Origin of the sequence: Paludibacillus litoralis (genome assembly GCF_037646705.1) — a bacterium.
Taxonomy (GTDB): Bacteria; Pseudomonadota; Alphaproteobacteria; order Rhodobacterales; family Rhodobacteraceae; genus Pikeienuella; species Pikeienuella litoralis.
Genome location: NZ_JBBHER010000003.1, coordinates 453,920 through 468,680, shown reverse-complemented (window position 1 = coordinate 468,680; position 14,761 = coordinate 453,920). Strand labels below are relative to the sequence as shown.

The 14,761-nt window shown below is 67.3% G+C and carries 15 protein-coding genes; 6 read left to right on the top strand and 9 right to left on the bottom strand.

Going from position 1 to position 14,761, the window contains the following annotated elements:
- Positions 1-102: 102 nt before the first annotated feature.
- Both rdgB and rph read right to left on the bottom strand, forming a co-directional pair.
- Positions 103-714 (bottom strand): RdgB/HAM1 family non-canonical purine NTP pyrophosphatase, encoded by a 612-nt coding sequence (gene rdgB, locus WG921_RS06650; protein WP_340108419.1) that lies wholly within the window; start codon positions 712-714, stop codon positions 103-105.
- Positions 711-1,421, bottom strand: a complete 711-nt coding sequence (gene rph / locus WG921_RS06645) for a ribonuclease PH (protein ID WP_340108418.1) — start codon at positions 1,419-1,421, stop codon at positions 711-713. Before rph ends, rdgB begins: the two co-directional genes overlap by 4 nt.
- Before the next feature lie 148 nt (positions 1,422-1,569).
- Between rph and hrcA the strand changes: the two genes are divergently transcribed.
- Positions 1,570-2,661, top strand: coding sequence for a heat-inducible transcriptional repressor HrcA (gene hrcA, locus WG921_RS06640; protein ID WP_340108417.1), 1,092 nt, complete (start codon positions 1,570-1,572; stop codon positions 2,659-2,661).
- Between the two features lie 6 nt (positions 2,662-2,667).
- On the top strand, positions 2,668-3,303 hold the full coding sequence (grpE, locus tag WG921_RS06635; RefSeq protein ID WP_340108416.1) for a nucleotide exchange factor GrpE: 636 nt from the start codon (positions 2,668-2,670) through the stop codon (positions 3,301-3,303).
- A gap of 19 nt (positions 3,304-3,322) precedes the next feature.
- Here the strand turns inward: grpE and WG921_RS06630 are convergent, their stop codons facing one another.
- Together WG921_RS06630 and WG921_RS06625 are read right to left on the bottom strand one after the other, a co-directional pair.
- Entirely contained in the window at positions 3,323-3,934 is a 612-nt protein-coding gene (locus WG921_RS06630; RefSeq protein WP_340108415.1) for an alpha-ketoglutarate-dependent dioxygenase AlkB, read from the bottom strand.
- Complete coding sequence (locus WG921_RS06625) at positions 3,931-4,974, bottom strand: acyltransferase family protein (RefSeq protein ID WP_340108480.1); 1,044 nt, start codon at positions 4,972-4,974, stop codon at positions 3,931-3,933. Before WG921_RS06625 ends, WG921_RS06630 begins: the two co-directional genes overlap by 4 nt.
- A 323-nt stretch (positions 4,975-5,297) precedes the next feature.
- On the opposite strand from WG921_RS06625, the gene dnaK reads away from it, so the two are divergent.
- The 3 genes from dnaK to WG921_RS06610 all read left to right on the top strand — a co-directional run bounded on the left by dnaK (position 5,298) and on the right by WG921_RS06610 (position 10,605).
- Positions 5,298-7,232 (top strand): molecular chaperone DnaK, encoded by a 1,935-nt coding sequence (gene dnaK, locus WG921_RS06620; protein ID WP_340108414.1) that lies wholly within the window; start codon positions 5,298-5,300, stop codon positions 7,230-7,232.
- A gap of 141 nt (positions 7,233-7,373) precedes the next feature.
- Positions 7,374-8,534 carry a molecular chaperone DnaJ gene (dnaJ, locus tag WG921_RS06615; protein ID WP_340108413.1) on the top strand — a complete coding sequence of 387 codons (1,161 nt, stop codon included), beginning with the start codon at positions 7,374-7,376 and terminating at the stop codon, positions 8,532-8,534.
- Positions 8,535-8,574: 40 nt separating this feature from the next.
- Positions 8,575-10,605 (top strand): M3 family metallopeptidase, encoded by a 2,031-nt coding sequence (locus WG921_RS06610; protein ID WP_340108412.1) that lies wholly within the window; start codon positions 8,575-8,577, stop codon positions 10,603-10,605.
- Positions 10,606-10,632: 27 nt separating this feature from the next.
- Here the strand turns inward: WG921_RS06610 and moaE are convergent, their stop codons facing one another.
- Genes moaE through pgsA form a run of 3 tightly spaced genes read right to left on the bottom strand, consistent with a single transcriptional unit; the run spans position 10,633 to position 11,898 of the window.
- Complete coding sequence (gene moaE / locus WG921_RS06605) at positions 10,633-11,076, bottom strand: molybdopterin synthase catalytic subunit MoaE (protein WP_340108411.1); 444 nt, start codon at positions 11,074-11,076, stop codon at positions 10,633-10,635.
- A 7-nt stretch (positions 11,077-11,083) separates the two neighbouring features.
- Positions 11,084-11,332, bottom strand: coding sequence for a molybdopterin converting factor subunit 1 (gene moaD / locus WG921_RS06600; RefSeq protein WP_340108410.1), 249 nt, complete (start codon positions 11,330-11,332; stop codon positions 11,084-11,086).
- Positions 11,329-11,898, bottom strand: a complete 570-nt coding sequence (gene pgsA / locus WG921_RS06595) for a CDP-diacylglycerol--glycerol-3-phosphate 3-phosphatidyltransferase (RefSeq protein ID WP_340108409.1) — start codon at positions 11,896-11,898, stop codon at positions 11,329-11,331. The genes moaD and pgsA overlap by 4 nt, the downstream gene beginning before the upstream one ends.
- 112 nt (positions 11,899-12,010) lie before the next feature.
- On the opposite strand from pgsA, the gene WG921_RS06590 reads away from it, so the two are divergent.
- Positions 12,011-13,228 carry a class I SAM-dependent RNA methyltransferase gene (locus WG921_RS06590; RefSeq protein ID WP_340108408.1) on the top strand — a complete coding sequence of 406 codons (1,218 nt, stop codon included), beginning with the start codon at positions 12,011-12,013 and terminating at the stop codon, positions 13,226-13,228.
- A 9-nt stretch (positions 13,229-13,237) separates the two neighbouring features.
- On the opposite strand, the gene WG921_RS06585 is transcribed toward WG921_RS06590, so the two are convergent.
- Positions 13,238-14,182 (bottom strand): OmpA family protein, encoded by a 945-nt coding sequence (locus WG921_RS06585; protein ID WP_340108407.1) that lies wholly within the window; start codon positions 14,180-14,182, stop codon positions 13,238-13,240.
- Positions 14,179-14,748, bottom strand: coding sequence for a peroxidase-related enzyme (locus WG921_RS06580; RefSeq protein WP_340108406.1), 570 nt, complete (start codon positions 14,746-14,748; stop codon positions 14,179-14,181). Before WG921_RS06580 ends, WG921_RS06585 begins: the two co-directional genes overlap by 4 nt.
- Between the last annotated feature and the right edge of the window lie 13 nt (positions 14,749-14,761).

Below are 14,761 nucleotides of genomic sequence, written 5' to 3'. Positions count from 1 at the left end.
CCGTCCGGCCCCGCGCATGGTATCCCCAGAGAAGCCTCTCGCAACCGGAAAGCAGCGCCCGTCGTCATCCTTTCGTCGGCGCGGGCGCGCGTTTCAGCCGAATCAGCCGAAGCAGCCGCGGACCAGCTTTTCGAACGCCCGCGCGCGGTGGCTCATCGCGTTCTTTCGCGCCGGATCCATCTCGCCGAAGGTCTCCGTCTCGCCATCGGGGATGAAAATCGGATCGAACCCGAACCCCCGCTCGCCCCGCATCGGCCAGGTGACGCGGCCCGGGACCTCGCCGCGGAAGACCTCGTCATGCCCGTCTGGCCAGGCGAGGCAGAGCACCGAAACGAACCGGGCGCTCCGCGGCTCGGGCGCGTTCGCCTCGTCGAGAAGCGTCTGCACCCGTTTCATCGCCATGATGAAATCACGGCCCGATTCGGTCTCCGCCCAGTCGGCGGTGTGGACGCCGGGGTCGCCGCCGAGAGCGGCGACCTCGATGCCGCTGTCGTCGGAAAGCGCGGGCAGGTTCGCCGCCCGCGCGGCGGCGTGCGCCTTGATCCGGGCGTTGCCCTCGAACGTCTCTTCGGTCTCCTCCGGCACGGCGAGGCCGAGATCGCCGGCGGAGACCGTCTCGACGCCGTAAGGCGCGAGAAGCGCGCCCATCTCCCGCACCTTTCCGGCGTTATGAGTGGCGACGATCAGCCGCCCCGCCGCCAGGCGCCGGCTCATCCGATCGCCGCCTTCTGCGCCGCGATCAGCTCAGCCACGCCCTTTCGCGCCAGGGTCAGCATTTCCATGAACTGCGCCTCGGAAAAGGGCGAGCCCTCGGCGGAGCCCTGCAACTCCACGAGAGCGCCCGAGCCGGTCATCACGAAATTCGCGTCCGTTCCGGCGTCCGAATCCTCGGCGTAGTCGAGGTCGAGCACCGCCTGCCCCTGATGCACGCCGCAGGAGACGGCCGCGATATGCTCCTCGATCGGGTTCTCCTTCAGCACGCCGGAGGCGACCAGCTTGTCCGCCGCGAGCCTGAGCGCCACCCAGCCGCCGGTGATCGCGGCGCAGCGGGTGCCGCCATCGGCCTGAAGCACGTCGCAGTCGATGGTGATCTGCCGCTCGCCCAGCAGAACGCGGTCGGCGCCCATGCGGAGGGAGCGCCCGATCAGGCGCTGGATCTCATGCGTGCGCCCGCTCTGGCTCGTCTTCGCCTCGCGCCGCATCCGGGTGTTGGTCGCGCGCGGCAGCATGCCGTATTCCGCCGTCACCCAGCCGAGGCCGGAGTTGCGCATGAAGGACGGCACCTTCTCATCCAACGATGCGGTGCACATGACATGCGTGTCCCCGCACCGGATCAGGCATGAGCCTTCGGCGTGGCGGGAGACGTTGGTCTCAATGGAAATGGCGCGCAATTCGTCGCGCGCGCGGCCGGAAGGGCGCATCATGGAATCCTTTTCATGTCCTCGGGGCGCAATACCGCGCGCGGCGGACGGGGTCCAGCCGCGCGGGCCCGCCCCCTTCCCGTTCAGCCGGCCGCCGGCCGGACGAGAGAGCAGTTGACAAAGGGGTGGCGGTTTCTACGTGTTGCGCATGTCCATCTCCACCGACGCCATCGACCTGAACGATCGCAGCCGCGAGATCTTTCGGCGGCTGGTCGAGACCTATATCGAAACCGGAGAGCCGGTCGGCTCGCGCACGATCTCTCGTGGGCTGGAATCGCCGCTTTCGGCCGCGTCGGTCCGGAACGTGATGCAGGATCTGGAGCAGCTCGGCTTCATCGAAAGCCCGCACGCCTCCGCCGGGCGGATCCCCACCCATTCGGGGCTGCGGATGTTTGTGGACGGGCTGCTCGAACTCGGCGAAATCTCCGCCGAGGAGCGCACCGAGATCGAAAAGCTGAACAGCGATCACGACGGCGACATGGCGCATGCGCTCGACCAGGCCGGATCGATGCTGTCCGGTCTGAGCCATTGCGCCTCGCTCGTTTTCGCGCCGAAGCGGGAGGCGCCGATCCGGCATCTCGAGTTCGTCTCGCTGCATCCGGGGGCCGCGCTCGTCGTGCTGGTGACCGAGGATGGCTCGGTCGAGAACCGGATGATCGCGCCGCCGGACGGCATGACGCCCTCGGCGATGCGCGAGGCGGCGAATTTTCTCAACGCGATGCTCGTCGGCCAGACGCTCAGCGACGCGAAGGACATCGTCGCCCGCGAGATCGAACGGCGGCGGCGCGAGCTGGACGAGACCGCGCGCACGTTGATCGAGACCGGCGTCGCCGTCTGGAACGGCGAGGGAGAGATCGAGCCGGACCGGCTCCTGGTTCGCGGCCGGGCCAATCTTCTGACCGAGGCGGCGGCGGATCTCGACCGGATGCGCCACCTTCTCGACGATCTCGAACGCAAGCGCGACATCGCGCAACTCCTCGATCTGGCCAAGGAGGGTGAAGGCGTACGGATTTTTATCGGCTCGGAGAACAAGCTCTTTTCGCTTTCAGGCTCCACATTGGTGATCTCTCCCTATATGAACCCCGACCGGAAGCTCGTAGGCGCGATCGGCGTGATCGGCCCAACGCGACTGAATTACGGCAGGATCGTGCCGATCGTCGATTACACCGCCCGTATGATGGGCGAGATGATCGCGGGGCGCAGAAAGCTCGCGCAGCCGCGGACCGGTGGAAAAGGGTAAGATCACATGACTGACAAAAAAACCGAAGACGCCATGAAGCACGCCGCGGCGATGGAAGAGGCGGCTTTCGACGAGGCGGGATTCGAAACGCAGGAAGACGGTGACGCGCCCGCCGACCCGCAAGCCGCCGAAATCGTCTCGCTGATGGCGGAGCGCGACGAATTGCAGGACAAGCTCATGCGCGCGCTGGCCGAAGCGGAGAACATCCGCCGGCGCGCCGAGCGCGACCGCAAGGACGCCGAAGCCTATGGCGGGACCAGGCTGGCGCGCGATCTGCTCTCGGTGCATGACAATCTGGCCCGCGCGCTCGCCGCCGCCGACGATGAGGCGCGGCGCCACGCGCACGGGTTGATCGAAGGCGTGGAATTGACGCGGCGCGATCTTCTTTCCGCCTTCGGCAAGCACAAGATCGAAGTGGTCGAGCCCCAGATCGGCGACAAGTTCGATCCAAACCTGCATCAGGCCATGTTCGAAGCTCCGGTTCCCGGCGCGGAATCGGGAACGGTGATGGAGGTTCTGCAGACCGGCTTCACCATCGCCGGACGCCTGCTTCGCCCGGCGTTGGTGGGCGTGGCGAAAGCCGCCCCCGCGGCGGAAGGCGCCGAGGGCGTGGCGACGGCGAACCCTGAAGAGGCCGACTGACCCCGGCCCGCCCGTCGCATCAGGGCCGCACGACCCGCATCGTGAGGTTGAGCCGCCCGCCCTGCGCCAGCAGCGGAGAGACGCCGAAATCGATCCGGTCGACGCCATGCCAGATCAAGCGGGAGGCGCCGCCCATCACCAGAACGTCGCCGGATCGCAGTTCGAACGACCGGGTCGGATCCCGCCGCCGCAGCCCGCCGAGGCGAAACCGCGCAGGATCGCCGAGCGAGACCGAAACGACGGGGGCCGCGAACGCGCCCTCGTCCGCATCCCGGTGCAGACCCATCTTCGCGCCCGCCTCGTAATGATTGAGCAGGAGGCAGTCGGGCGGCTCAGCCCAACCTGAAACCGCGCGCCAGATCGCCAGCGCCTGCTCCGGGATCGGCGGCCACGGCGCGCCGCTCGGCTGGCGCGGCTCATAGCGATAGCCGCTCCGGTCCGCGACCCAGCCGACCCGCCCGGCGGAGGTCATCGCCACCGACATCCGCCGCCCGTTCGGCGTCTCCATCCGGCGGGGAGGCGCGGCGGCGGCGACGCCGCGCAGCGCCTCCAGCAGCGCGGTTTGCGCCGGAGCATCCAGAAAGCCGTCGAAAAGAAGAACCCCCGGGGGAAGGCCTCTTCCATCGTTCATGCGGCTGGTCGCGCCAGCGCAAATCGCTGCGATGCGGGTTTGAATTTCAACGCCGGCCTCTCGACAAAACGCCACGAGAGTACAGAACAAAAGAGCGCCAAAGGCAACGCCATAGAGATATTGAGGAGCGGACTATCGACTCCGGACGAAGCGATTATCTGCTGAATCGGGTAGGCGTAGATATAGACGCCGTAGGAATAATCGCCGAGACGATTATAATTCAGCAGGAGCGGCGCGCGCGCGAAGCCCAACCAGAGCGACACGCTCGCGACGGCCAGATACAAAGGCGGCTTGAACATCTCCGTTCCATTGGCGAGCAGAGCCACGCCGCAAGCGACCGCGGGAATCCAGAAGGTGAGCGGGATACGGTCCCGCCAGACATACGCGGCCGCGCCGAGCAGGAAGGTGATCGAGAGATCCGCCTGCGCCTGAATGCGCACGGGCAAAGCCAAGTATGGCGCCGCCAGCAGCAGCGCCAGCGCCAGCGCGAAGGCGGCCGCAGCCACGACGCCCCGCCGGAGGAGACCGAGCAGGCCGGCTGCGGCGAGGCCGAAGTAGCAGACGACCTCGTGGAACAAGGTCCAGAGAGGATCGTTCACCGTCGCGCCGCCGGGATTGGTTTCGAACACTCCGGGCAGGTATGGGCGCAGCCACCCGAGCGTCATGTTCCGCATGACGTATTCCACGGCTGACGGCCAGTATTCCCTCGGCGGCGCGGTGGTCAGAAACACTCCGGCGATCAGCACCGTCAGAAGCAGCATGACGAACAGCCCGGGGAAGATCCGCAACACGCGAGCGAGAGTGAAGCGGTAGAGGGAGCCGCCCTGATCAAAGCTCTTTGCGATAAAAAAGCCCGAGATCGCAAAGAAGACGAGGACGGAAATATGGCCGAGATTCACGCCGAACACCGACTCGAGCAGCAGCGGCTCCGAACTGCCGCGACTCAATGGAAAAGCGTGCGCGACGACAACCCCCGTCGCGGCAAGTATCCGTATGAGGTTGAAGTGGTTGTCCCGTCCCTGGGTCCGGTCGCCGATCATCAACCACTTACTCATGACGCCCCTTCCGGATTGGTCAATTCATGCGCGTCCGCGGACAAGTGCGGGCGCGATCCATAACGCAATATCGCATATCACACAGTGCAATATCGTATATCGCGCCCACGAAAACCAGAGATTGCGCGCCGCGGAACCCGGCGCGGAAGGCGGAAAAGCCGCCGCGGTCCGCTTGCGAGGTGGAAAAGGCGCAACTATATACCGCCAGAACGCATGGGCGCGCTCATGCGCCACTTACCCAAGGGATAGGCTTCGGGGGCCCTCTGGACCCGACGGCCGCACATCGCCGGAAAGAAGGAACTGCATCAATGGCCAAGGTTATCGGAATCGATCTCGGAACCACGAACTCGTGCGTCGCGATCATGGACGGCGCGACCCCGAAAGTCGTCGAGAACGCCGAAGGGACGCGCACGACGCCTTCCATCGTCGCCTTCACGGAAAGCGGCGAGCGGCTGGTCGGCCAATCCGCCAAACGGCAGGCCGTGACCAATCCCGAAAACACGCTCTTCGCGGTCAAACGCCTGATCGGGCGGCGCTACGAGGACAAGGCCGTCGCGAAAGACAAGGAGATGGTGCCTTTCGCCATCGTCAAGGGCGGCAACGGCGACGCCTGGGTCGAAAGCCGGGGCGAAAAATATTCGCCCTCTCAGATCTCCGCCTTCATTCTCCAGAAGATGAAGGAGACCGCGGAAGCCTATCTCGGCGAGAGCGTCACCCAGGCGGTCATCACGGTTCCGGCTTATTTCAACGACGCCCAGCGTCAGGCCACCAAGGACGCCGGCAAGATCGCCGGGCTTGAGGTGCTGCGCATCATCAACGAGCCGACCGCGGCCGCGCTCGCCTACGGGCTCGACAAGGAGGGCGACAAGACGATCGTCGTCTACGACCTCGGCGGCGGCACGTTCGATATTTCGGTCCTGGAGATCGGCGACGGCCTCTTCCAGGTCCAGTCGACCAATGGCGACACCTTCCTCGGCGGCGAGGATTTCGACCTTCGGCTGGTCGACTATCTCGCGGATGAGTTCAAGAAGGAGAATTCGGTCGATCTGCGCACCGACAAGCTCGCGCTGCAGCGGCTGAAGGAAGCCGCCGAAAAGGCGAAGATCGAGCTTTCCTCCACCACGCAGACCGAGATCAACCTGCCCTACATCACCGCCGACGCAACGGGGCCGAAGCACCTGACGCTGAAGCTCACCCGCGCCAAGCTGGAGAGCATCGTCGAGGATCTGATCAAGCGCACCCTCGAACCCTGCAAGAAGGCGTTGAAGGACGCCGGCGTCAGCGCCGCCGATATCGACGAGATCGTGCTCGTCGGCGGCATGACGCGGATGCCGAAGGTGATCGAGACGGTGAAGGAGTTCTTCGGCAAGGAGCCGCACCGGGGCGTGAACCCGGATGAGGTCGTCGCCATGGGCGCCGCGATCCAGGCCGGCGTGCTGAAAGGGGACGTCACCGATGTGACGCTTCTCGACGTCACGCCGCTTTCGCTCGGCATCGAGACCCTGGGCGGCGTCTTCACCCGCCTGATCGACCGCAACACCGCGATCCCGACCGAAAAGAGCCAGACGTTCTCGACTGCGGAGGACAACCAGTCCGCGGTCACCATCCGGGTCTTCCAGGGCGAGCGCGAGATGGCGGCGGACAACAAGCTCCTCGGCCAGTTCAATCTCGAGAACATCCCCCCGGCGCCGCGCGGCATGCCGCAGATCGAGGTCACCTTCGACATCGACGTCAACGGCATCGTCTCGGTCAAGGCGAAGGACAAGGGCACCAACAAGGAGCAGAAGATCACCATTCAGGCCTCCGGCGGCCTCTCGGATGAAGATATCGAGAAGATGGTGAAGGAAGCCGAGGAGAATGCGGAGGCCGACAAGGCCCGCCGCGCCGGCGTCGAGGCGAAGAACCACGCCGAGAGCCTCGCCCATTCGACCGAAAAGTCGCTCGCCGAGCATGGCGACAAGGTCGGCGAAGAGGTGAAGACCGAGATCGAGACCGCGATCAAGGCTCTGCGAGAGGCGATCGAAGGCGACGATATCGAGGCGATCAAGAAAAAGACCGAGGCCCTGACCGAAACCTCGATGAAACTCGGCGAAGCCATCTACAAGGCGCAGATGGAGGAAACCGAGACCGCCGCGAGCGGCGGCGGCGAAGGGTCGGCCGAGCAAAAGGCCACGGGCAAGGCCGATGACGACGTCGTCGACGCCGACTTCGAAGAGGTCAAGGACGACGAGAAAAAGGCCTGATCGGCGCTTTGCGCCCCACGGCCAGATCTTGGAATGACGCCGGGCGGCTCCCGCCGTCCGGCGTCAAGAAGGTGAGCGCCGCGCTTGGCTTCGGGCGCGGCGTCGCCTATCTACGTTTCTCTTTGCTTCTGGCGGGTTCCCATGGTTAAGCGAGATTTTTACGAGATCCTCGGCGTAAAGCGCGGCGCTTCGGAAGCCGAGATCAAGAAAGCCTATCGCCAACTCGCGCGCGATACGCATCCGGACCGCAACAAGGACGACCCGAACGCCTCCGAGAATTTCAAGGCCGTGAACGAGGCCTACGATGTTCTGAAGGATCCGGAGAAAAAAGCCGCTTACGATCAGTTCGGCCACGCCGCGTTCGAAGCGGGCGGCTTCGGCGCCGCCGGCGCGCGAGGCGCGGGCGGGCCGCGGCACGGGCCGGAATTCTCGTCCGCCTTTTCGGATGTGTTCGACGATCTCTTCGGCGACTTCATGGGCGGCCAGCGCGGCCGCGCCGCCGGCGGCAGGGCCAGAACCCGCGGCTCCGACCTGCGATACAATCTGAGGATCTCGCTTGAAGACGCCTATCTCGGCAAGGAGACCACGATCTCCGTGCCGGGGTCGGTCGCCTGCGACGCCTGCGCCGGCACCGGCGCCGAAGGCGGAGCGGAGCCGACGACCTGCCCGACCTGCTCGGGCCTTGGCAAGGTCCGCGCGCAGCAGGGATTCTTCACCATCGAGCGGACCTGCCCGACCTGTAGCGGGCGCGGCCAGGTGATCAAGAATCCATGCCGGACATGCGGCGGTCAGGGCCGGGTCGCCAAGGAGCGCACGCTTTCCGTCCGGATCCCGGAAGGTGTCGAGAACGGCACCCGCATCCGGCTCGCCGGCGAGGGAGAAGCCGGCCAGCGGGGCGGCCCGCCGGGCGATCTCTATATCTTCCTCGAGATTGCGGACCACGAGATCTTCACCCGCGAAGGAATGGATCTTTTCTGCCGGATACCGGTGAAGATGACGACCGCGGCGCTTGGCGGCGAGATCGAGGTGCCGACGATCGACGGCGGGCGCACGCGCGTGAAGATCCCCGCCGGCAGCCAGTCCGGCAAGCAGCTCCGGCTCCGCGCGAAAGGCATGCCGCAGCTTCGCGGCGGCCGCTTCGGCGATCTCTACCTGGAGCTCGCGGTCGAGACGCCGGTGAACCTCTCCGCTCATCAGAAGGAGCTCCTGAAGCTCTTCGATGAGGCGAGCGCCGAGAACAATCCCGAGACCGACGACTTCTTCTCCCGCGTCCGGAGCTTCTGGGGCGGAATGACGGGCTGAAACCGGGCGCGCCGCGCCAGCAACTCCAAGGAATGGTGTGATGAACAATCCGCTGCTCGGCGCTTGGTCGACGCCATTTGAGATTCCTCCCTTCGACGCCATCAGGCCGGAGCATTTCCGGCCCGCGTTCGAGGTCGCGCTCGCCGAGGATCGCGCCGACATCGACGCGATCGCGAACGATCCCGCCCCGCCGACATTCGCCAACACCATCGCCGCGCTGGAGCGGTCGGGCCGGACGCTGACGCGCGTCGCCAGCGTCTTCTTCAATCTCGTCGGCGTCGCCGGCGACGAGGCGATGCAGGAGACCGAGCGCTGGGTCGCGCCGGTCCTGTCGCGCCACCGCGCCGAGACGGTGATGAACGAGAAGCTTTTCGCCCGGATCGAGGCGCTGATGGCGCGCCGCGCCGATCTCGGCCTCGACCCCGAGGCGGACCGGGTGCTGGAGTTGACCAGCGCCGGCTTCATCCGCGCCGGCGCCCAGCTTCGCGGCCCCGCGCGCGCGCGCATGACCGAGATCATGAGCCGGCTCGCCGTGCTCGGCGCCCAGTTCAGCCAGAACGTGCTGAAGGACGAGAATGACTGGACGCTGCGCCTCGACGGCGCGGACGCGCTGGCCGGATTGCCGGACTTCCTGATCGACGCGGCGGCGGCCGCTGCGAAAGCGCGCGGGATCGACGGCCATGTCATCACCCTTTCGCGCTCGCTGATTTCGCCATTTCTCCAGTTTTCAGCGAACCGCGCGCTCCGCGAGGAGGCGTGGCGCGCCTGGGTCGGCCGCGGCGAGACCAACCCCGGGACCGACAATCGCGCGGTGGCGGCGGAGATCCTCGCGCTCAGGGCGGAGCGCGCGCGGCTTCTCGGCTTCCGCAACTTCGCGGCGTTCAAGCTCGACAACCAGATGGCGAAAACGCCGGACCGGGTGCGGGATCTTCTGATGTCGGTCTGGGCTCCGGCCCGCGCGCGCGCCGAAGCCGAACGCGAGGCGCTCGCCGCTCTGGCCGCGTCCGAGGGCGCGAATATCGAGATCCAGCCCTGGGACTGGCGCTATTACGCCGAGAAACAGCGCAGGGCCGAGCACGATCTCGACGAGGCGGAATTGAAACCCTACCTGCCGCTCGACGCCGTGATCTCCGCCGCGTTCGATTGCGCGCGGCGGCTGTTCGGGCTGGAGTTCGCCGAGCTGCGGGATGCGCCGCGGCCGCATCCGGACGCGCGGGTGTGGAAGGTCACGCGGGAGGGCGCGCATGTCGCGGTGTTCATCGGCGACTATTTCGCCCGGCGGTCGAAACGCTCCGGCGCATGGATGAGCGCCTATCGCGCGCAACAGAACCTGGATGGGCGCGTGCGGCCGATCGTCTCCAACGCCATGAATTTCGCGCGCGGAGACGACGCCACGTTGCTGACCTTCGATGACGCGCGCACGCTCTTCCATGAGTTCGGCCATGCGCTTCATGGCATGCTGTCCGACGTCACCTATCCCTCGATCGCCGGCACCTCCGTCGCGCGCGATTTCGTCGAACTGCCGAGCCAGCTTTTCGAGCATTGGCTCTCCGAGAAATCCGTTCTGAAGCGGTTTGCGAAACATTACAGAACCGGCGCTCCGATGCCGGCCGAACTCATCGACCGCGTCCTCGCCGCGCAGAACTTCGGCCAGGGGTTCGCGTCGGTCGAATATGTCGCCTCCGCGTTGGTCGATCTCGAAATGCATCTCGTCGAGGACGACGAGGCGCGCGACCCGTTGGCGTTCGAGGCCGAGGTGCTGGAGCGGCTCGCCATGCCGGCCGCGATCACGATGCGCCACCGGACGCCGCATTTCACTCATGTCTTCGCCGGCGACGGTTATTCCGCCGGCTATTACAGCTACATGTGGTCGGAGGTGCTGGACGCGGACGCCTTCGCCGCCTTCGAGGAGGCGGGGGATCCGTTCGATCCCGAGGCCGCCGACCGGCTCGCCAGGACGATCTACGCCGCCGGAGGGCGGCAGGACCCGGAGAGCGCCTATCTCGCGTTCCGCGGCCGCCTGCCGACGGTGGACGCCTTGCTGAGGCGACGGGGCCTCGACGAGGCCTGAGCGCCGGCCCGCCGGAGGCGCCCGGCGTCAGCGCTCCCAGCGCGCCGCGGCGGCCTCGTCCGTCTCGCGCGCATCCACCCAGCGCGCGCCGCCGGCGGTGGTCTCCTCCTTTTTCCAGAACGGCGCGCCGGTCTTGAGATAATCCATGAGGAACTCCGCGGCCTCGAACGCCGCGGCGCGGTGGCGGCTCGCGGTGGCGACCATCATGATCTGGTCGCCCGGCAGCAGACGGCCGATTCGGTGGATGATCACGACGCCGGTCAGCGGCCAGCGCGCGCGCGCCTCCCGCTCGATCCCGGCGAGCGCCGATTCCGTCATCCCGGGATAATGCTCCAGCGTCACCGCCCGCACGTCGCCGCCCCGGACATAGCCGGCGAAGGTGACGACGCCGCCCGTCTCGCCGTCATCGCCGACCAGCGCGGCCGCCTCCGCGCCCAGATCGAAATCCGCGCTCTGAACCCGCACCGCCATCCGGATCTCAGCCGCCGGTCATCGGTGGAAAGAACGCCACTTCGGCCGCGCCGTTGAGCGGCGCGTCGAAATCCCGCACCGTCTGGTCGACCGCAACCCGGACCGCGCCATGGTCCGCGAACGCCGCCTCATAGCGCGGACCCCTGGCGCGGAGCGCTTCGACCAGATCCGCGACCGTGGCGAGGCCCGCCGTCTCGACGGTTTCTTCGCTTTCGCCGATCCGCTCGCGCAGCCATGCGAAATACAGAACCTTCATGCCTGGTCCTCCTTCGCCTTAATATAGGCGAGGCCCTTGGCGAAGTAATCCCATCCGGTGATCGCGGTCAGCGCCCCCGCGACCCAGAGCAGCGCGACGCCCACGTCGAAGATCCATGGGTCCGGCTCCATCGCGCCCGCCAGCAGCAACACGCCGAAAGCGGTCATCTGCGCCGTCGTCTTCCATTTGGCCAGCACCGTCACGTCCAGCACCCGCGCGCCCTTCAGGTATTCGCGAAGCCCGGAGACCAACGTCTCGCGGAGCAGGATCACCGCCACCGGGATCGTGATCGCGGCCGACAGATTGAAGAGCCCGACCAGAACCGCGCCCGTGATCGCGACCATCGCCTTGTCCGCGATCGGGTCCAGCATCCGGCCGAACGCGCTCACCTGCCCCCAGCGCCGCGCGAGCCACCCATCGAGGAAATCGCTGAGCCCCGCCACGGTGAAGAGGGCGAACGCGACCATGTCGGCCAAAGGCCGCGCGAGCGTCAGAAAAACCAGCGCAACAAAAGGCGCCGCGACGACTCGGCCTATGGTCAGAATGTTTGGTATGGTCGGGCGCATGGCGCCAGCATCGCGATAGCCGGGTCGGGGTCAAGAGACGTGACGCCTCCTCGGCCGACCGAATGCGCGTCATCCCCTTTCGAAACCGCGCCGGCGCGGGTATGCCATCGGTGTGGAGACGATCAGCATTCAGCGACTGGCCGCCGGCGGCGATGGATTCGGCGCGCAGATTTTCGCGCCGCTCACCCTGCCGGGCGAACGGGTTCGGGGCGCCATCGCCGATGGGCGGATGGAGACGCCGGAGATTCTCGCGCCATCGCCGCATCGGATCAGGCCAAGCTGCCCTCATTTCGGCGTTTGCGGCGGCTGCGCGCTCCAGCATGCGGATGACGCGTTTCTGGCCGGCTGGAAGCGGGACCGGATCGCCCTCGCCCTCGCCGCGCGGGGAATCGAAGGCGCCGAGATCCGCGCCACCGTCACCTCTCCGGCGCAATCCCGCCGGCGCGCGGGATTCGCGGCGCGGCGAACCAGGAAAACCGTGATCGCCGGGTTTCATGTGCGCGCGGGCGACGGGCTCGTCCCGATCGAAAGCTGCGACGTGATCGCGCCCGCTCTGCTCAAGGCGCTGGAGCCCATGCGCGCCGCCGCGCGGCTCGGCGCGTCGCGGCAGGGGGAGATTCGCGGCCTCGCGACGCTCTCCGACGCGGGCGTCGATCTCGCGATCGAGGGCGCGAAGCCGCTCGAGCGCGCGATGTCGGAGGACGCGGCCACGCTCGCCGCGGCGCATGATCTCGCACGGCTCTCGTGGAACGGCGAAATCGTCGCGGCCCGCCGCGCGCCCGCGCAACGCTTCGGCTCGGCGTTGGTGACGCCGCCGCCCCACGCCTTCCTTCAGGCGACCGCGGCGGGGGAGGCCGCGCTCGTCGTGGCGGCGCGTGAAGCGGTGGGAGGCGCCCGGCGCATCGCCGATCTCTTCGCCGGGTGCGGCGCGTTTTCGTTGCCGCTTGCGGATACCGCCGAGATTCTGGCGGTCGAGGGCGACCCCGCGATGATCGACGCGCTCCGCGCGGGCTGGCGCGCCGCGCCGCGCCTGAAAAAAATCGTCGCCGTCAGCCGCGACCTGTTCCGCCGGCCGCTGACGGCGGCGGAATTCGCCGGGCTCGACGCGGTCGTCATCGACCCGCCGCGCGCCGGAGCCGCGGCGCAATCGGCGGAGCTGGCGAAGGGCGGGCCGCCGCGAGTCGCCGCGCTCTCATGCAACCCTGCGACATTCGCGCGCGACGCCCGGACGCTGATCGACGGCGGCTATCGGCTCGACTGGGTCCTGCCTGTCGATCAGTTCCGCTGGTCGCCGCATGTAGAGCTGGCCGCGCAGTTTCACCGGGATTGAGCCCGGCGGCTATTCCAGCACCAGCTCCACCCGCCGGTTGAGCGCGCGCCCCTCTTCCGTCCTGTTGCTGGCCCTCGGCGCCAGAAAGGCGACGCCATGCGGGATCAACTGCTCGGACGAGACGCCTCCCGCCTCGACGATCTTCGCCGCCACCGCCTTCGCCCGCGCGAGCGAGAGATCGAGATTGGTCTGAAGCCCGCCCTGGGCGTCCGTATGGCCGACCACAAGAAACCGGAGATCGGGCCGGCCGCGAAGAAGCGCGGCCGCCTGCTCCAGCCATGGTCCAGAGGCCGCGGTGAGCCGGGCGGAGCCGGCCTCGAACTCGATCCCGTCGAGCGGCGCATGCCCGTCTTCGGTCAGCCGCCGCGCCAGCGCGAAGAGCCGCGCGCGCCCCGGCTTCGCACGCGGCGGCGGGGCCTCCGCGGCCGCGGTCATCCGCTCCGGCGCGGTCTCGCCCTCCACCGCTATGATCTGCACGAAAAGCCGGCCGCCCTGGCGCGACGCGATCACCGTCGCATGGCGCTCATCCGTCTCGTCCGACACGGCGAGATAGCGGAAATCGGCGAGATCGAACCGCATCGCCGGCGGCTCCACCAGATAGACGTTGAACCGGAAATCGAAGCCGCCGCATTCATCGCCGCCGCATTCGAACAGAACCCCGTAGCCCAGCTCCTCGAAGCGGCGCTGATAATTCCGCACCGCTTCAAGCGTCGAGGTCTCGCCATCCAGCCGGTAGACATACTCCCGGACCGAGCCCTCGATCTCCAGAACCGGCTGCGCGTCGCGGGTGAACCGGCCGACCGGCAGTTTGTAGGCGTCGAAACTCCGGGTCAGGCCATGACTGAGCTCCGCGCCCTCGAGCGCGCCGAACTCAGGCGCCAGATCCTCCTCCTGCGCCCCCGCACCGCCGGCGAGGCACAGCGCCGCCGCCATCGCAAGAGCCGCGAGTCTCACCTCGCCATGCCGTGATAGGTCGTATTCGGCCGCATCGCGACGGCGGAAGACATCCGGTTGGTCATGTTGAAGAAGGCCGCGACCTCAGCCACGTCCCAGATCGCGCGATTGGAGAAGCCGGCGGCGCGAAGGGCCTCGCGGTCCTCCTCCTCGATCGTCGCGCTCGCTTTCGTCATCTTGACCGCGAAATCAAGCATCGCGCGCTGGCGCGGGGTGATCTTCGCGTGGCGATAATTTGCCGCGATGGTGTCCGCCAGCACCGGGTCTCCGGTGAGTTGGCGCAGCGCGGCGCCATGCGCGACAAGGCAGTAGAGGCAGTGATTCTCCGCCGAAACGGCGACGGCGATCATCTCCCGCTCCGCCTTGCTGAGGTCGCTCTCCGCGAGCATCAGCGCGTTGTACATCTGCGAGAACGCCCGCAGACGCTCGGCCGAAAAACCGTAGGCCGCGAGCACATTGGGCACCAGCCCCAGCTTCTCCTGGCAGATGTCGTAATATTTCTGGATATCCTCCGGCAGCGGGGATTCCTGCGGCAGGTTCAGCGCGGTCAGGTTTTCTTCGATCATCTCATCTCTCCGA